Source organism: Adlercreutzia sp. ZJ242 (genome assembly GCF_011038995.1).
In the GTDB taxonomy this organism is placed as follows: Bacteria; Actinomycetota; Coriobacteriia; order Coriobacteriales; family Eggerthellaceae; genus CAAEEV01.
This window is the reverse complement of the sequence record NZ_JAAKEE010000029.1, coordinates 15789-33279: the sequence shown is the minus strand read 5'-3', so window position 1 is coordinate 33279 and position 17491 is coordinate 15789. Positions and strand designations below refer to the sequence as shown.

The following is a 17491-nucleotide window of genomic DNA, read 5'->3' as shown; positions in this document are numbered from 1 at the left end:
GGTCCGCCGCGGGCGGGTCCGCAGGGGGAGGGCCGGCGCGCGGCCCCTCCCGCGGCGGGCCGCCTGCCGGGCGCGGGGCCCTACCCGCCGACGACGGCGCGCTCCTGCGCGAACAGGGCGCGCATCTCGCGCGCGAGCGCCGCGTGGTCGGGCTCCTCCAGAAGCGGGTCAACCTCCATGATCGCGCGCGCGTCGGCGTTCGCCGCCTCGATGATGCCCTGGTCGCGCACCACGTTCACCAGCTTGAGCGCCGAGGCGCCCGACTGCCGGTTGCCCAGTATGTCGCCCTCGCGGCGCAGCGACAGGTCGAACGCCGCGAGCTCGTAGCCGTCGTCGGTGGTCTCCATGGCGCGCAGGCGCGCGAGCGCCGCCTCCTGCTTCGAGGCCGACACCAAAAACACCTGCGCCGGGAGGCTGCCGCGCCCCACGCGCCCGCGCAGCTGGTGGAGCTGCGAGAGGCCGAAGCGGTCGGCGTCCTCCACGATCATCACGGTGGCGCGGGGCACGTCGACGCCTACCTCGATCACGGTGGTCGCCACGAGCACGCCGATCTCGCTCGCGCGGAAGCGGTCCATCACCGCCTGCTTCTCGGCCGCGGGCATGCCGCCGTGCAGAAGCGCCACCTCGTGGTCGGGAAACACCTTCGCGCTCAGAAACGCCGCCTCCTGCGTGGCGGCCGTCACGTCGTCGTCCGCCATGTCGGCGTCGTCCTCGATGGCCACCGTCGGGTGGAACGCCTCCTCGGCGTCCCCCTCGCGCGCCGCGGTCCCCTTGCCCGCCAGCTCGTCGCGCTCCTCGGAGCTCTTGCCGATGAGCGGGCACACCACGTACACCTGCTCGCCGCGCGCGAGCGCCGCCGCCGCCGCGTCGTAGGCGCGCCCGCGCTCGGACTTCGCCACCACGCACGTGGTGCGCCGCGCCGCGTCGTGCGGGCGGTGCCTGATGTAGGACAGCGTCAAGCTCCCGAACAGCGCGAGCGCGAGCGTGCGCGGGATAGGCGTGGCCGTGAGGAACAGCGCGTCGGGCGCCGCGCCCTTCGACAGGAGCTTCGCGCGCTGGTCGACGCCGAAGCGCTGCTGCTCGTCGATGACCGCGAGCGTGAGGCGGGGCGCGACCACGTCGTCCTCGAGCAGGGCGTGCGTGCCGATGAGCACGTCGATCTCCCCCGCCGCGGCGCGCGCGACCGCGTCCGCGCGCTCGGCGGCGCTCGTTGAGCCCGTGAGCAGCGCATACGTCACGCCCGCTGCGTCGAAGAGCACGCCCAGGCTCTTCGCGTGCTGGCGCGCGAGCACCTCGGTCGGCGCCATGAGGAACGCCTGCCCGCCCGTGTCGGCCGCGGCGGCCAGCGCGTGCGCCGCCACCACCGTCTTGCCCGTGCCCACGTCTCCCAAGAGCATGTGGTTCGCCACGCGCGGCGCCGCCATCACGCCGAGGATCTCGTCGCGCGCGGACGCCTGCTCGTCCGTGAGCGTGAAGGGCAGGCTCGCGGCGAGCGTGCGCAGGCGCGGGCCGTCCGTCACGTGCGCGACGGGCTCCACGTCGCGGCTGCGCTCGGCGGACTGCTGCATGAGGAAGAGCTCGAGCATGAGCAGCTCCTCGTAGGCCAGGCGCCGGCGCGCCTCATGCGCCTCGGGCATGGCCTGCGGGAAGTGGATGGCGCGCAGCGCGCACCCGCGGCTCATCAGCCGATACTTGGCCCGCAGGTCGAGCGGCAGCGGGTCGAGGACCCCGCACGTCGCCTCGAGCGCGTTTCCCACGAGCCGGCGCATCCACGCGGCCGACACCTTCTCGCACGCCGGGTGCACGGGGATGATCATGCCCGTGGCGGGCTCGTCGCCGAGCACCTCGAGGTAGGGGTTCGTCATGCGCTTGAAGCCGTAGCTGAACTCAACCTTGCCGGCCACGGCGACCTGCGCGCCCGCGCGCACCGTGTCCATGAGCCACGGCTGGCGGAAGGCCGTGACCACGAGGAGGCCCGTCTGGTCCACGAGCGCGATCTCCACGAGCGTGAGCTTCGGACGCGGGCGCTTGAGCTTGATCTCGTGCACCGTGCCCTGGATAGTGCACGCGGACCCGATGCGCGCCTCGGCCACCGTGCACACGCTCGAGAGGTCCACGTAGCGGCGCGGGTAGTGGGTGAGCAGGTCGCGCACCGTGCGGACGCCGAGCTTCTCGAGCGCGCCTGCGCGCGCCGGGCTCACGCCGCGCACCCGTGACGCCGGCGCGTCGAGCAGCAAGGTGGCCGCCAAACGATCAGGCGAGGCCGAAGCCCCGCCCTTCTCCTTTGCTTTGTCCTGTTTACCCAAAATAAAATCCTTCTCGCTCGCAGGTCGTTCGTAACGACAGCGAGGGTTCGTACGGTGCCTGAGATAGCCCCGCCTTTGGGCCAAGCGGCCTTCGCGCCGCGCCGCGCCCAAAACCGTGAACAGTCCTGCGGACTGTTCAGGACCAATCATGCGCCCGAGAGGGCGCGCCCTGAGCAGCTCAGCTGATCAGGGCCCAGGTGCCGTACGAAGCCGCAGCGGCAAGGTCGAATAAAAAATATAGTTTTTTATTCGACCGAAAGGACGATCGGGTAGAGCGGCTGCTCTCCGCGGTGGGAGTCGATCTCGAGGTCGTCGTAGGCTTCCTCGATGCGCTCAACGAGGGCCGCGAAGTCCTCGTCCGCCATGTCCTCGCCGGCGAGCAGCGTGAGCGTGTCGGCGTCCTCGGCCTCCATGGCCTCGAGCAGCCCCATCACCACGTCCTCCACCGACGAGCCCACCGCCTCGATGGCGCCGTCCGCGATGCCGATGACGTCACCCTCATGGATGGGGTTGTCGTGCGCGTCCTTGGAGTCCTTGATGGCGCAGGTGACCTCGCCGGTCCGCACCTCGGCGAACGCCTCGGTCATCTCGGCGACGTTGTCCTCGAGCGACGCGTCGGGGTCGATCGCGAACATGGCCGCGAACGCGGCCGGCACGCTCTTGGTGGGCACCACGCCGCAGGGGATCTCGGACAGCTCGCAGGCGCTCTGCGCCGCCATGATGATGTTGGAGTTGTTCGGCAGGATGACGACGGCATCGGCGTTCACCTGCCCCACGGCGTCGAGCAGGTCCTTCGTGGAGGGGTTCATGGTCTGCCCGCCCGAGACGACCACGTCGACGCCGAGGCTGCGCAGGATCTCGGCGTTGCCCTCGCCGGCCGCCACGGCCACGAACCCGAGCGGCTTGTGCTCGGCGGCCTGCTCCGCGGCGAGCTTCTCGGTGCGCTCGGCCGACTGCAGCTGCATGTTGTGGATAAACACCTCGGAGATCTGCCCGCGCTCCAAGAAGTACGCGAGCACCTGGTCAGGGTGGTTGGAGTGCACGTGCACCTTGAACTTCGGCGCGCTGCCCACGCACAGCTCGCAGTCGCCCATGGTGGCCAGGAACTCGAGCGCGTCGGCGGGGTCGAGCACCTCGGAGTCGACGAGGAACTCGTTGCAGTAGCGGTACGCCGAGCCCTCCCAGTCGTTGATCTGCTCGATCTCCACCTTCGGGGCCGCGGTGCGCGCGAACGCAAGCTCGTCGACCATCGTGCCGTCCTTGCCGAGCAGCGCCGCCGCGAACGAGTCGAGCAGGATGGCCAGGCCGAAGCCGCCGGCGTCGACCACGCCGTTCTCCTTCAGCACGGGGAGCAGCTCGGGCGTGCGCTGCACCGAGGCGTACGCCTCGGCCACGATGCACTCGATCGCGTCGACCGTGGAGAGGTTCGCCTTGCGCGCGTCGACGGCGGCGGCGCCGGAGTCGCGCAGCACCGTGAGGATGGTGCCCTCGACGGGCTTGCGCACCGCCTGGAAGGCCACCTCGACGGCCTTCTCGAAGGCCGCGGCCACCGTCTCGGTGGTGAGCGCCTCGGCGCCCGCGCTGCCCTCGCACAGGCCGCGAAGGATCTGCGAGGTGATGACGCCCGAGTTGCCGCGCGCGCCCATGAGGGCGCCCGTGGTGATGGCCTTGCGGATCTCGGCCCCGCTCGCCCCGATGGGCAGGCGCGCGACGTTGCTCACCACGCTCTCGATGGTGAGCGACATGTTCGTGCCCGTGTCGCCGTCGGGGACGGGGAACACGTTGAGGCGGTTGACTTCTTCCTTGCGCGCGCTCAAAGCCTTGCTCGCCGCCGCGATGGCGTTCAGCACGTCGTTGGATGAGTAGGTGGTTGACATGGCGGTTCGTTCTCTCCTTAATGATGCGAGCGCGCGGCGGCAGATCCCCTTGCGCGCGCCCTCCCGAAAGCGGGGCTAGCGGCGTACCTTGACGTCCTGCACGTGTACCTCCACGCCTTCCAGAGGAACGCGCGCGTACTCCTTCAGCGCGAAGCTCACCTGGTCGATGAGGTTCTGCGAGACGGTGCTGATGTTGGTGCCGTACTCGATGACGACGTAGAGCTCCACGTGGATGCCCTCGTCAGTGGTGTTGACAACGACGCCGCGGCGCAGGCGCGACGCAGGAAGGATCTTTGCAATGCCGTCAGCGGCGTTCGGGGCGGTCATGCCCACCACGCCGTAGCACTCCATGGCGGCGTTTCCGACGATGTCGGCCAGCACGTCATTGGCAACGTGGAGATTACCGGGAATGCTCATGCTCATGATGCTCCTTTCATGTGTCAGCGGCGCCGCGGCGCGCACGCGAGCCACGCACGCGCGAGCCTGCGGAACCGCCGTAAGCTCATCTTATGCAGTATAGCGCATGGGCTAAACGCGCGATGGCAGGCTTGCGCAGGCAGGCGCCCATATTCCATAAATTATTCTTGAAGGGATGTTGTTTTATGTGATATAGTATTAGGGCTTTTTTGTCCTAACCGGTTTAGGCCGAGAATATTATTGGAGTTGATACGAATGTCTAAGATTTGCGAAGTTTGCGGTAAGAAGCCTGTTGCTGGTCGCAGCATCAGCCACTCCCATCGTGTGACCAACCGCTGGTTCAAGCCCAACGTGCAGAAGGTGACCATCAAGGACGCCAAGGGTCACGTGCGCAAGGCCAACGTGTGCACCTCCTGCCTGAAGGCCGGCAAGGTCGAGCGCGCCTAAAGGCCCGCTCGCGAGCCTGCTTCGCTCACGGCATCGAAAAGCCCGCTCGCGCGGGCTTTTTTGCGTTAGGGAGATTTATGCGGGCTTCTCGCTACGCTTCCCTACTCTACGATGAGGAGGCGCTTGCAGGAGGGGCAGGTGCCGAGGGGCGCGTGGGCCTTCAGCTCGATGAGGCGGCCGCCCTCGATGGCGGCGCGGCACACGCCGCAGCGGTCGCCGTTCAGCGCGCCGACCGCCACGCCGCCGGTGCGCGCGGCGGTCTTCTCGTAGAGCCTCAGCACCGCCGGGGTCATGCGGCTGGCGAGCTCGGCGCGCTCGGCCTCGAGCTTGGCGACGCCCATCTTGAGCGCGCCGCCCTCCCGCTTGAACGACTCGACCGCGCGGGCCTCGGCGGCGTCGATGTCGGAGAGCGCGCGCAGCACCTGCGTCTCGAGCTGCGTGATCTTGTCGAGCTCGTCGCTCGCCTTCGCGCGGTCGTCCGCGAGCTTGGCGCGGCGCTTGGCGATGCCCGCGAGCTCCTTGGTGCGCGCCTCGACGTTGCGGTAGTTGCCGCTGGCCGCCTCGATGGCCGCCTGCGTGCCCGCCTCCTTCTTCGCAAGCGAGGCGTCCTCGTCGCTGATGCGGGAGAGGCGCTGCGCGGCGTCCTTCTTGAGGGCGTCGACCTTGGCGCGCTTGCCGCCTACGGCCTCGCGCTTCTTGCGCGCCTCCATGATGACGGCGCGCTGCGGGAGCTCTTCGAGCTGCTTGTTCAGGCGCAGGATGTCCAGGTCGATCTGCTGGATCTGAAGCAGGCCGGCGATGTCGTCGTGCTGGGCTTCCATGGTGTGACCCCCTTGCTTGCGAAGTGATGGTTCAACTATACGCCAAGACGCGCGCCCTGGCGCCCGCGTTTTCCGCAGCGCGCGCGAAAACCGCCCGGCGCCGCCCCACGGCTCAAGCGAGTCCGGCTGCCCGACCGCCGCCCAACGCGCGGCTCAGACATCCGGCAGCCGCCCCATGCGCGGCCCGGCGGCCTGGCCGTAACCCAATGCGCAGCCCGGCTGCCTGGCGACGCTAGACGCGCAGCGCCTCGGGCGCCGCCCAGTTGCCCGACTGGTCGATCACCATGATGGCGTCCTTCGCCACGCCCACGCGCGCGAGCGCCTCGGCCAGCACCGCCACGAGCGGAAGCTCGCTCACGTCGTGCCCGAGCTCGACGACGGCCAGGCCCGCGCCCGAGAGGTCGAGCGCCTCGTGGTACTTCACCTCGCCGCAGACGAGGCAGTCCGCCCCCGCCGCAAGCGCCGCGCGGCCGCAGGTCCCCGCCGAGCCCGTGGCCGTCACCACCGTGCGCAGCGAGCGGTCGAACTCGCCCCACACGCGCGGCGCCCTCCCGAACACCGCCGTGCAGCGCGCGGCCAGCTGCGCGAGCGTGCGCGGCCCGTCGCCGGCGGCAGGCACGTCGCAGATCTGCCCGTACCCCTTGCGCCTCGAGCCCGAGAGCGGCTCGACGAAGCGGCCCGTGAACGCGAGCCCCAGCATGCCCGGCAGCACGCGCGCGGCCTGCGGGCTCACGTCGAGCGCCGTGTGGAAGTCCATGAGCGCCACGCGGTTCTGGATGGCGGCCCACACGCCTGCGCCGGGGCTCGTCGCCACCGAGCTTCCGGGCGCGAACGACGTCGGCGGCGCGAGGAAGGCGGGGTGATGCGTCACGAGCACGTTGGCGCCGCCGCGGGCGGCCTCGCGGATGGCGGCCACCGTGGGGTCGAGCGCCACGGCCACGCGCTCGACGGGAAGCGCCGCCTCCCCCACCAGAAGGCCCGTGCGGTCCCACTCCTCCGCGTCCTGCGCGGGGAACTCCTTGAGCAGCGCCGCCTCGAGCGAGCCGACGGTGAACGCCGGCGTCGCCTTGGCGATGGCGCGGGCCGGGCGCTTGACGAGCGCCCCCCTCTTCGACGCCTCCTCGCCGCTCGACGTTCCCTGGGGGTCTCTTCGGTTGAACAGCGCCATGATGCCTCCTTCGTCCGATCTGCCGCGCGCTGCCGAGTCTGCTCGGGCACGGGCCGGACAGGCTCGCGCCCGAGCCGAGCCCGTGCGCGCCCGAGCGCGCGCAGCGCTTACTCGATGGTAATGGTTCGGCGGTCGCCCGTGGCCGTCGGGACGGTGACGACCCGGTAACCCGCCTCGTACAGGGCCGCGTAGCCGCGCTCGATGTCGCGCGCCACGTTGGCCGGCTCGTGCGCGTCGGTGCCCACCGTGCAGGGGACGCCTGCGCGGCAGAACGCCCGCAGGAGCGCGGGCGCGGGGAACATCTCGGCGCAGGCGTAGTAGCTGCCCGAGGTGTTCAGCTCGATCATGCGCCCGCCGGCCGCCGCCGCCTCGGCCGCCGCCTCGTAGAGGGGCGCCACGTCGTAGCTGGGGTAGTAGTTGAACTTCTTCGCGAGGTCAGGATGCGACATCACGTGGTAGGGCTGCGCCGCGTCGGACGCCGCGTCGCACCACAGCTCGAAGTAGCGCTTCCAGATGGCGTCGGGCGCGCCGGGCTCCTCCCAGCGGTCGCGCTGGGCCGGGTCGTCGAAGGCCCAGGTGTCCACGAAGTGCACCGAGCCGAGCCGCAGCGCGAAGGGCGCCAGGTCTGCCTCGGTGATCACGCGGTCCTCGTCATCGCCGAGGTAGTCCATCTCGACGCCCGTGATGATCTCGAGCCTCGGATGCGCGCGGCGCGCGGCCTCGACGGCCTCCAAGTACCGCGGCATGTTCTCGGGCAGCACCGAGAGGTACTCGTCGGGGTCGAACGCCGGCGTGAGCGGGTAGTGCTCGGTGAACGCCAGCGTGGTGACGCCCGCCGCCTCCGCAGCGGCCGCGTACTCCTCGATCTCGCCGACCCCGTGCCCGCAGTACTTGGAGTGGCAGTGCGTGTTGATGAGTTCCATTCTCATGTTCCGTTCGTTGCTGACGCAACAAGCGGAATCGTCGACGCTGCGGGCACTTGAGGCGATCCACCTGCCCCCTTGTGCGCTGCACGGCGCGTACCGAAACGCTTGGCAGCGCGGCGGGGCCATGCGAATCACCTCAAGCACCCTCGCTGACTTTTCCGCATGCTACGTGATTTCCTTTGCCGTAGCCTACTTTACCATTCAAGCGCTCTCGGGACGGCGGCGAGGAACGCGTCGACGTCCTCACGCGTGGTGTAGCGGCCCATCGACACGCGCAGGGCACCGTAGGCGGCGTCCCCCTGCACGCCGATGGCGCGCAGGACGTGGCTCGGCTCGAGCGAGTGCGACGAGCACGCGCTGCCGCCCGAGACGCCGAAGCCCATCATGTCGAAGCGCAGGATGAGCGTCTCGCTCTCGAGGCCGTCGACGAGCACGTGCACGATGTTGGGCAGGTAGTCGCGCGCGCCGGGAGCCACCGGCACCGTGGCGCTCACGGGCCCGAACGCCGCGAGGCCCGCGTAGAGCTGGTCGCGCAGCGCACGCAGGCGCTCGGCCTCGGCCTCGGCGCCCTCCACCGCCGCCGTGACCGCCGCCGCGAAGCCCGCGATGCCGCACACGTTCTGCGTGCCGCTGCGCCGGCCGCCCTCCTGCCCGCCGCCGAGCTGCTGAGGGACGAACGGCGTGCGGGCGCGCAGGTACAACGACCCTACGCCCTTCGGCCCGCCCACCTTGTGGCCCGAGAACGAGGCCGCGTCGACGCCGAGCTCGCCCACGTCGACGCGCGCTTTGCCGAGCGCCTGCGTGGCGTCGGTGTGGAAGAGCGCCCCGTGCGCGTGCGCGATGCGCGCGAGCTCGGCCACCGGCTGGATGGAGCCCACCTCCGAGTTCGCCATCTGCACCGACACGAGCACCGTGTCCTCGTCGATCGCCGCCTCGAGCGAGGCGGGCTCCACGAACCCGCGCGCGTTCGGCGCCAGGTACGTCACGCGCATGCCGTCCGCCTCCAGGCGGCGCGCGGGCGCGAGCACAGCGTCGTGCTCGAGGGCCGTGGTGATCACGTGCGGCGCAAACCCGCCCGCTCCCCTGCGGCGGCGCGCGTCGGCAGCGGCGTGCGAAAGCCCGAGCACCGCCGCGTCGTCGGCCTCGGTGGCCCCCGAGGTGAACACGATCTCGTCGGGCCGCGTTGCGCCGAGGGCATGCGCTACCTGGCGGCGTGCGCGCTCCATGTGCTCGAACGCCGCGCGCCCCGCGGAGTGCAGCGAGTTCGCGTTGCCCCCTGCGGCGAGGTTCGCGCGCCCCGGCACGAGATAGGGCCCCATCGCGCGCGCCGCCTCCTCGCACAGAGGTGCGGTGGCCGCGTAGTCGAGGTACACATAGGTGTCCGTTACCTTAGCTGGCATGCAGCTTCAAGCCTCCTTCTTCGTGGGTGAAACGGGCGGCGAGGGCCGCCTCGCGCGCCTCGTTCGCCGCCTGCTCGATGCGCGCGAGCGCCGCCGCCGGGTCGGCGGCCGCGAACACGGCGTTTCCGCACACGAGCACGTCAGCACCTGCGGCCGCCAGAAGCGGGGCCGTGGCCACGCCGACGCCGCCGTCCACCTCGATGAGCGGGCTCGCGCCCGCCGCGCGCGCGAGGGCCGCCACCTCGGCCACCTTCGCGTCCGACCCCTCGATGTAGCTCTGCCCCGAGAACCCCGGCTCGACGCTCATCACGAGCACCATCTCGAGCTCGGCGATGACCGGGGCCAGCACCGCGACCGGCGTGCACGGCTTCAGCGCCACGGCGGCCTTGCAGCCCGCCGCGTGGATGACCTCGACGGCATGTGCGAGCTGAGGGCCGTAGAGCGCCTCGGCGTGCACGGTGACGACGCACGCCGTCGGGTCGGCGGCGCCTTGGAGCACGTCGAGGAACCACGGCAGCTCGCGATCCGGGTTGTCGATCATGAGGTGCACGTCAACGGGCAGGCTCGTCGACTTCACCAGCTGCTTGAGCACGGGGATGCCCACCGTGAGGTTCGGGGCGAAGTGCCCGTCGATCACGTCGTAGTGCACGTACCCTGCGCCCGCCCGCTCGATCAGGTCGATGTCGGCCTGAAAGCTCATGAAGTTGGCGGACAGGATGGAGGGGGCGATCTTCACTGGTTGAAACATGGAATGTCCTTGCACTCGCGGATGTATGCACCGCGCCTATTCTAGCGCAGCAACGCGACGAGGTTCCGAGTTATTGCCCCTCCACAATTCGCGAATACGCAAGGAGGCCAAGCCGTCGGACGTGGATCTTGACCTTCTTCGACCTCCGGCCCCCTCCGGCGGAAGCGCGTGTGCGCAGGTGAGCGACGGATGAGGGGCTCATGCGGTACAATGGTGCATTGGACGCGGCGCACGTGCCCGTCCGCCATCGTCTCGCACGCATTGGAGGCCCCATGAAGATTCTCCTGGTCAACCACTTTCCGCTCGAAGGGTCGGGAAGCGGCACGTACACCATGAACACCGCGCAGCACCTCGCCAAGCGCGGGCACGACGTCTGCATCGTGTTCCCCGAGAACCGCGTTCCGGCACCGCTCGACGGGGTTTCGCTGCGCCCGGTCTACTTCGACGCCGAAGGCGAGCAGCACGCGCCGGCTGGCGACCCAGCCGCCAACGACGCGCTCGCCGGCAAGCCGGCGGCGGGCGACGGCACAGGCGACGGCAGCAGCCCGACGAGCCCGCTGCCGTTCAACTTCCCCTGCTTCACCACGCACCCGCGCAGCCTGACGACGTTCGACGACCTGGACGACGACCAGCTCGAGCGCTACCTGGCGGCGTTCACCGCAGCCGTCAACGCCGCCGTGCGCGAGTTCGAGCCCGACATCATCCACGCCCAGCACGTGTGGCTGCTCGCCAACGTGGCCACGAAGACCGGCGTGCCCACCATCGTCACGGCGCACGGCACCGACATGATGGGCTACCGCAAGTGGCCGCGCTTCCACGAGCTCGCCGACGAGACGGTGCGCTTGTGCCACAGCATCATCGCCATCTCGAAGGACAACTACGAGGACACCGTGTCGACCATCCCCGCCGCAGCCGAGAAGATGGTGCTGCTGCTGAACGGCTACAACGAGGACGTCTTCTACCGCGAGGACGTCGACCGCGCCTCGCTGCTCAAGGAGCACCACGTGCCCTACCAGGAAGAGCGCGTCGTGCTGTTCGCGGGAAAGCTCACCAACTTCAAGGGCGTCGACGTGCTGTTGCGCGCCGCCGCGCGCTACGAACGCGAGCATCCCGACGTCGTCACCCTGCTCGCTGGCAGCGGCGAGGAGCGCGAGGCGCTCGAGCGCCTTCACGCCGAGCTGGGGCTCTCGCGCACGTACTTCCTGGGGCATCAGCTGCAGGACAGCCTGCGCAGGCTCTACAACGCGGCCGACCTGTTCGCCATGCCGTCGCGGCGCGAGCCGTTCGGCCTGGTGGCGCTCGAGGCCATGGCGTGCGGGCTGCCCGTCGTGGCGACGAACCAAGGCGGCCTGCCCGAGTTCGTCACGCCGGAATGCGGCACGCTCGTCGACGTCGACGATGACGAGGCCCTCGCGCGCGCCATCGTGGGCGAGCTCGACCGCACGGCCGCAACGCCCCTGCGCCGGGAGCGCATCGCGGAGAGCGTGTTCGAGCGCTACGCCCAGTCGAAGTTCGTCGTGCGCCTCGAGGCGCTGTACCAGCGGGTCATCTCGGCGTAGCGGCGAAGCTGCCGTATAATGGCCGCATGCTTCACCTGAAAGGACGCCGCATGGCCCATTTCGCAGCAGCCCCCCGCGACAAGCTCACCTACTACGTCTACCCCACGCCGTACGGGCCCGTCACCATCGCCGAGCGCGCCGGCGCCGTCTGCGCCGTGGCGCTCGGCGACGTGCGCCTGGACGGCGAGCGGCGACCTGCCGAGGCGACGAACGCCTGCTCGACCCAGCTGCTCGAGTTCTTCGCCGGCAAGCGCACCTCCTTCGACGTGCCCGCCGTGCTCGAGGGGAGCGACTTCCAGGTGAAGGTGTGGCGCGCCATCGAGGCCATCCCCTACGGGCAGACGCGCACCAACCGCGACATCGCCGAGGCCATCGGCCAGCCCGAGGCCTATCGCATGGTCGGGGCCGCCGTGCGAAGAAACCCGCTCGCGGTGATCGTCCCCGCGCACCGCGTGGTGGGCGCCAACGGCCGCCCCACCGGCGCCGACCGCGGCGCCCAGCTGCGCGCCGCGTTCCTCGAGCTGGAGCGAAGGCACGCGTAACAGGCGCCCACAGCGCGAGCCCTCTTCCCTCACGCAATCGGCAACGTCAGCGAGAAGGGCTGGGACGCCCCGGCCCTTCGCAGCGGCAAAACCTACAGCCCGTAGAACTCCGTGGTCAGCGGGCGGTCGGCGAGCAGGCGCGCGGCGGTGGCCGCGTCGGCCCCCTTCCAGACGATCTCGCGCACCGTGTCGGTGATGGGCAGCTCCACGTGATGGCGCTCCGAGAGCACCTCGAGCGTCTTGCACGCGAGCGCGCCCTCCACCACCATGTGCGTGTCGGCGGCGAAGTCGTCGAGCGTGCGGCCGCGCGCCACGTAGTCCTCGCCGAAGCGGCGGTTGCGCGAGTGCTTCGACATGCACGTGGCCACCATGTCGCCCGCGCCCGCGAGCCCCATGCACGTGATCGCCTCGCCACCGCAGGCCACCACCATGCGGCTCATCTCGGCGAGCCCGCGCGTGATCAGAAGCGACGCGGTGTTGTCGCCGTAGCCCAGCCCGTAGGAGATGCCCACGGCGATGGCGATCACGTTCTTGAACGCCGCGCAGAGCTCCACGCCCGCCGCGTCGGACGACGTGTAGGTGCGGAAGGTGTCCGTGGCGAACAGGTCGCGGAAGAGCACCGCCGTCGCCTCCGACGTGCTCGCGATGACCGTGGCGGCGGGCTTCCCGCAGATGATCTCCTCGGCGTGGTTGGGGCCGGAGAGCACGGCCATGCGCGCGGGGTTGCCCACCTCGTCGGCGAGAACGGCGATGGGCAGCATGCCGGTCTTCTCCTCGACGCCCTTCGAGCAGATGACGACGGGGGTCTCAGGAGCGACGAGCCCGGCGAGCTCGGCCCCCACGCTGCGCATGATGTGCGAGGGCGTGACCACCACCACGGCGCGCGCGTCGGCGAGCGCGTCGGCGTAGGAGAGCGTCGCGCGCACGCGCGGCGAGAGCACGGAGTCCGTCAGGTAGCGCGGGTTTCTGTGCTGCTCGTTCACGCCCGCGACCACCGCGGGGTTGCGCGCCCACAGCGCCACGTCGTGCCCGTTCGCCGCGAGCACCTGGGAGAGCGCCGTGCCCCACGACCCCGCGCCGATAACCGCAACCTTCATGATGCGCTCAACTCCCTACTTCTTCTTGTCCCCGACCCTGCGCTCGTTGCCCGCGCGCAGGCGCGCTATGTTGCCGCGGTGCGCCCACACCACCGTGAGCGCGCCCACCGTCATGAGCGCCACGGCGAGCCCGTGGCCCCACAGGTAGTACAGCGAGAAGAACGGGCAGGCCGCCGCCGCGGCGATCGAGCCCACCGACACGTAGCGCGTGGTCACCACCAGCACGGCGAAGATCGCGATCTCGAGCAGCGCGCCGACGGGCCCGAACACCACGAACAGGCAGCCCACGGCCACCGCGATGCCCTTGCCGCCTTTGAAGCCCAGCCACGGGCTGAAGATGTGCCCCCACACGCAGCCGAAGAAGGCCACGCCGAAGCAGAGCGCGAGCGCGCTCTCGGCGACAGGCGCGGTCGCCGCCACGAGCATGCCGCCGAAGCTCCCCGCCTGGGCGGCGCTCACGACGAGCGAGCCCTGCACGTAGGGCGCCACGAGCGTCGCGAGCACGCCCGAGAGCACGCCCTTCCCGAAGTCGAGCACGAACACCGCGCCGCCGCCCGCCTTGCCCATCGAGCGCATGGCGTTGGTGGTGCCGATGTTGCCCGATCCCTCGTCGCGGATGTCCTTGTGGAAGAACACCCGCGAGATGATCACGCCCCACGGGATGGAGCCGAGGAGGAAGCAGGCGACGAACAGGCCGACGGCCCACAGAAGCACGCCGAGCATGGGCTAGTCCTTCTTCTTGAACTTGAGGCGGATGGGCGTTCCCTCCAGGTTGAACCGCTCGCGCAGGCGGTTCTCGAGGTAGCGCTCGTAGTTGTCGTCCACGATGTCGGGGCGGTTGCAGAAGAACGTGAACTGCGGCGGGCACGTGGAGGTCTGCGTGACGTACTTCATGCGCAGAAGGGCCTTCCCCTTGCTCACGGTGTGGCCCGTCTCGCGGATGTCGGCGAGCCACGCGTTGAGCTGGCTCGTGGGTATCTCGGTGGAGTAGCCCGCATACGCCTGGTCGATGACGTCCCACACGCGGTCGACCTTCTTGCCGGTCAGCGCCGAGACGGCGATCACGGGCGCGTAGCCCACGAACGTCATGCGGTCCTCGATGAGCTCGCGGATCTTCTGCTTGGCCTCGGGGCCCTCCACGATGTCCCACTTGTTCAGGATGATGGCCATCGCGCAGCCGCGCTCGGCCGCGTAGCCCGCCACGCGCTGGTCCTCGTTGGTGAGGCCGAGCGTGCCGTCGATCACGAGCAGCGCCACGTCGGCGCGGTCGATCGCGCGCATGGCGCGCACGAACCCGTAGTACTCCACGTCCTCGTCGATGTGGCTCTTGCGGCGCAGGCCCGCCGTGTCGACGATGCGGTAGAGCTCGCCCTCGTGCTCCACGAGCGTGTCCACGGCGTCGCGCGTGGTGCCCGCCACGTCGCTCACGATGGAGCGCTCGTCGTTGGTGAGCCGGTTGGTGAGCGAGGACTTGCCCGCGTTCGGGCGGCCGATGATGGCCACGTTGACGGCCGGCACCTCGTCCTGCCCGTCATAGTCGAGCTTGGCCAGCTCGGCTGTGACCTCGTCGAGCAGATCGCCCGTGCCGTGCCCGTGCGTCGCCGACACCGGCCACGGGTCGCCGAGCCCCAGGTTGTAGAACTCCCAGATGGCGTCCTCCTTCGAGGGGTTGTCCATCTTGTTCACCGCAAGGAACACCGGCTTGTTCGCGCGGCGCAGAATGCGCGCCACCTCCTCGTCGTCGGCGTTGATGCCGGTCTTGCCGTCGACGAGGAACACGATGACGTCAGCTTGGCGCGTGGCCTCGAACGCCTGCGCGCGGATGGAGCTCTGGAAGGCGTCCTCGTTGCCCATCTCGATGCCGCCCGTGTCGACGAGCGTGAAGTCGATGCCGTTCCAGTCGGCCTTGTGGTACGAGCGGTCGCGCGTGACGCCGCGCATCTCGTGCACGATGGCCTCGCCAGTCTGCGCGATGCGGTTCACCAGCGTGGACTTGCCCACGTTGGGACGCCCGACGACGGCGACGAGAGGTAATGCCATGATTCGTTCCTTCTATGGTCGAGGGCTTCGCGGCCTGCCCTGCGCGGCGCACGAGGCGCACGCTCAGAGGACCCGCCCCGCAGCGGCCAGGTTGATGATTTCAGTTAGGTAATCTAACGGGTTACAGGATACCACGCTGATGGGCGTGCCCGCGGCCTTCTCCATATCCTCTACGGTAGCGTCATCGAGCGTCACGCCGGCGTCGTTCAAGATGACGCGCGGGATGACGAAGAGGTCGCGCAGAACGGGGGGTGCGGGGCGGGGGGCAACGCTCAGTCGCTCAGACAGTCCTCGCTTGGTGCGACAGTCCGCAGGACTGTCGCAGTCGCTGCGGAACTCGCTTTGTGAGCGCAGCCCCCCGCCCCGCGCGACCTCTTCTTGATCGCATGTCTCCCGCGGAGGACGATCCGATGGAGCGCAGTCGCTCAGACAGTCCTGTTCGCTCGGAAGCGCCGCTGGCGCTTCCGGCTCGTGCGGAACTCGCTTGGTGCGCACCATCGGATCGTCCCCTCGAGCATCACCCTGGCGAGCGACCTGTATCGCGGGCACGATGTCGCAGGCGCAGAGGAGGCCGGTGACGTCCACGTTGCCGCCGAAGTAGGTGTTTCGCACCGTGAGGGGGACGAGGCGGCCGGCCAGCGGGCTTCGCTCGACCATGCGGTCAAGGAAGGGCTGCATGGCCTCGCCCACCACGTAGCGCACGCGCAGGCCGGCGACGTCGAGCGCGTCGGCGGCGCGACGCGCGAGCCCGCCCGCGCAGGCCGCGTCGAACTCGTCCACGTAGGAGCGGATGATGCCGATGCCGTCCTCGAAGAGCGAGAAGTCGCCGTAATGGCTGGTGGGAGGGATCTTCTCCGCCGTGTCGGCCAGGTAGGCGTTGCGGTAGAGCTCGTCAGCCGCGTGCACCCACGGCTCGCCGCGCTCGGCGAGCGCGCGGCGCTGGAAGGGCTCCACGATGTCGATGACCGCGCGCGCGGCAGCCGGGTCGTTGAAGCTGTGGTCGAAGAAGGCCTGGTGCTTGGTGAAGCCGAGGGGCACGATGCCGACGTTCAGGATGTTCGGGCGCGCGTAGGCCCACGCCAGCGTCCCGCGCAGCACGTCGCCGTCGTTCGCCTCGGGCACGAGCACGATCTGCGCGTGCACCTCGATGCCTGCCGCGAGCAGGCGGTCGAGCGCGTCGAGGCCGTGCTGCGCATGGCGGCCGATGAGCGTGCGGCGCGCGACGGGGTCGCTCGCGTGCAGCGACACGCGCAAAGGCGAGATGTGCTGCTCGATGATGCGCGCCTCGTCTTCGGCGCTCAAGTTGGTGAGCGTCACGAACGTGCCGGACAGAAAGCTCAGGCGGAAGTCGTCGTCGCGCAGCGAGAGCGAGGGGCGCATGTGCGCGGGCAGCTGGCGCATGAAGCAGAACGTGCACGCGTTGCGGCACAGCTTGACGGCGTCGAACACCACGCCCTCGAAGGTGAAGCCCCAGTCCTCCCCCTCCTCGCGCTCGAGCTCCACCACGCCCGCGTCGCCGTCGAGGTCGACGTACCCCACCTCGATGACGTCCTCGGCGGAGAGCCAGCGCCAGTCGATGATGTCCCGCAAGGGCTGTCCGTCGACGCTCGTGAGGTAGCATCCCGGTTCGAAGCCCGCGTCATAGGCGGGCGAGTCGGGCTCGACGGCGGTGATGAGCGCGCGAGGCGGCACCGTGGAGCGAGCCGCGCGCCGGGGCGCGGGAGCGGACCCTCGCGCCGATGCGGATGCGTCGGCGGGCGCGTCAGCAGGCGCAGAAGCCTCCGCTTCGTCGCAGGTGCAGGCAGGGGCTTCCGCGTCACCGCAGGCGCAGGCAAGTACGGAAGTCTCCGCATTATCGCAGGCGCAAGCAGAAACTTCCGCGTCACCGCAGGCGCGGGCGCGCGGGCGGTCGCCCGCCTGCCGCACTATGTCTGGTGAAGGGTAAATCTCCACGCAACCCGCCTTCTTCAAGTCAGCCGCTGCCGACGAACGCTGCCGGTCATCCGCCAGCGCCGCTGCCCGCAAACGCCAGCCACCTGCCAGCGCCCATCGCCCACAAGCGCCAGTCGACTGCAAGCCCATCGCCCGCCAGCGTCCGTCGCCATATCCTCTTGGCATTATAACCGCAACCCCAGCCCGGCTC

The 17491-nt window shown here is 69.9% G+C and carries 15 protein-coding genes; 3 read left to right on the top strand and 12 right to left on the bottom strand.

The genetic code is table 11. From position 1 onward, the window contains the following. Positions 1 to 80: 80 nt before the first annotated feature. The 3 genes from G7Y49_RS07890 to G7Y49_RS07880 form a co-directional block, all read right to left on the bottom strand. Entirely contained in the window at positions 81 to 2306 is a 2226-nt protein-coding gene (locus G7Y49_RS07890) for an ATP-dependent DNA helicase RecG (protein ID WP_241157335.1), read from the bottom strand. Between the two features lie 245 nt (positions 2307 to 2551). Then, positions 2552 to 4183, bottom strand: coding sequence for a DAK2 domain-containing protein (locus tag G7Y49_RS07885; protein ID WP_165172678.1), 1632 nt, complete (start codon positions 4181 to 4183; stop codon positions 2552 to 2554). Between the two features lie 75 nt (positions 4184 to 4258). Continuing rightward, positions 4259 to 4606, bottom strand: a complete 348-nt coding sequence (locus G7Y49_RS07880; protein ID WP_165053544.1) for an Asp23/Gls24 family envelope stress response protein — start codon at positions 4604 to 4606, stop codon at positions 4259 to 4261. A gap of 249 nt (positions 4607 to 4855) precedes the next feature. Here G7Y49_RS07880 and rpmB point away from each other — a divergent pair, with 249 nt between their 5' ends. After that, positions 4856 to 5047, top strand: a complete 192-nt coding sequence (rpmB, locus tag G7Y49_RS07875; RefSeq protein ID WP_165053540.1) for a 50S ribosomal protein L28 — start codon at positions 4856 to 4858, stop codon at positions 5045 to 5047. Positions 5048 to 5148: 101 nt separating this feature from the next. On the opposite strand, the gene G7Y49_RS07870 is transcribed toward rpmB, so the two are convergent. The 5 genes from G7Y49_RS07870 to rpe all read right to left on the bottom strand — a co-directional run bounded on the left by G7Y49_RS07870 (position 5149) and on the right by rpe (position 10110). Next, positions 5149 to 5868, bottom strand: coding sequence for a zinc ribbon domain-containing protein (locus G7Y49_RS07870; RefSeq protein ID WP_165172677.1), 720 nt, complete (start codon positions 5866 to 5868; stop codon positions 5149 to 5151). A 232-nt stretch (positions 5869 to 6100) separates the two neighbouring features. Further along, entirely contained in the window at positions 6101 to 7036 is a 936-nt protein-coding gene (locus G7Y49_RS07865; RefSeq protein ID WP_165172676.1) for a Nif3-like dinuclear metal center hexameric protein, read from the bottom strand. Positions 7037 to 7143: 107 nt separating this feature from the next. Next, entirely contained in the window at positions 7144 to 7965 is an 822-nt protein-coding gene (locus tag G7Y49_RS07860) for a histidinol-phosphatase HisJ family protein (protein ID WP_241157334.1), read from the bottom strand. A gap of 191 nt (positions 7966 to 8156) precedes the next feature. Beyond that, positions 8157 to 9362: a cysteine desulfurase family protein gene (locus G7Y49_RS07855; RefSeq protein ID WP_165172674.1), complete on the bottom strand. Its 1206-nt coding sequence runs from the start codon at positions 9360 to 9362 to the stop codon at positions 8157 to 8159. Continuing rightward, positions 9352 to 10110, bottom strand: coding sequence for a ribulose-phosphate 3-epimerase (rpe, locus tag G7Y49_RS07850; RefSeq protein ID WP_165172672.1), 759 nt, complete (start codon positions 10108 to 10110; stop codon positions 9352 to 9354). The genes G7Y49_RS07855 and rpe overlap by 11 nt, the downstream gene beginning before the upstream one ends. Before the next feature lie 272 nt (positions 10111 to 10382). Between rpe and G7Y49_RS07845 the strand changes: the two genes are divergently transcribed. Together G7Y49_RS07845 and G7Y49_RS07840 are read left to right on the top strand one after the other, a co-directional pair. After that, a complete protein-coding gene (locus tag G7Y49_RS07845) occupies positions 10383 to 11669 on the top strand; it encodes a glycosyltransferase (protein WP_165172670.1) in 1287 nt (428 codons plus the stop codon). A gap of 50 nt (positions 11670 to 11719) precedes the next feature. After that, the gene (locus tag G7Y49_RS07840) at positions 11720 to 12211 is read left to right on the top strand and encodes a methylated-DNA--[protein]-cysteine S-methyltransferase (protein ID WP_165172668.1); all 492 of its coding nucleotides are present in this window, start codon (positions 11720 to 11722) and stop codon (positions 12209 to 12211) included. 92 nt (positions 12212 to 12303) lie between these two features. Here G7Y49_RS07840 and G7Y49_RS07835 read toward each other — a convergent pair whose 3' ends face one another. From G7Y49_RS07835 to G7Y49_RS07820, 4 genes are all read right to left on the bottom strand, one after another. Continuing rightward, positions 12304 to 13308 (bottom strand): NAD(P)H-dependent glycerol-3-phosphate dehydrogenase, encoded by a 1005-nt coding sequence (locus G7Y49_RS07835; RefSeq protein WP_165172666.1) that lies wholly within the window; start codon positions 13306 to 13308, stop codon positions 12304 to 12306. A 15-nt stretch (positions 13309 to 13323) separates the two neighbouring features. Further along, positions 13324 to 14031, bottom strand: coding sequence for a glycerol-3-phosphate acyltransferase (locus G7Y49_RS07830; protein WP_165172664.1), 708 nt, complete (start codon positions 14029 to 14031; stop codon positions 13324 to 13326). 3 nt (positions 14032 to 14034) lie between these two features. Beyond that, positions 14035 to 15348 carry a ribosome biogenesis GTPase Der gene (gene der / locus G7Y49_RS07825; RefSeq protein ID WP_165172662.1) on the bottom strand — a complete coding sequence of 438 codons (1314 nt, stop codon included), beginning with the start codon at positions 15346 to 15348 and terminating at the stop codon, positions 14035 to 14037. Between the two features lie 63 nt (positions 15349 to 15411). After that, complete coding sequence (locus G7Y49_RS07820; RefSeq protein WP_241157333.1) at positions 15412 to 17301, bottom strand: DUF512 domain-containing protein; 1890 nt, start codon at positions 17299 to 17301, stop codon at positions 15412 to 15414. Positions 17302 to 17491: the final 190 nt, after the last annotated feature.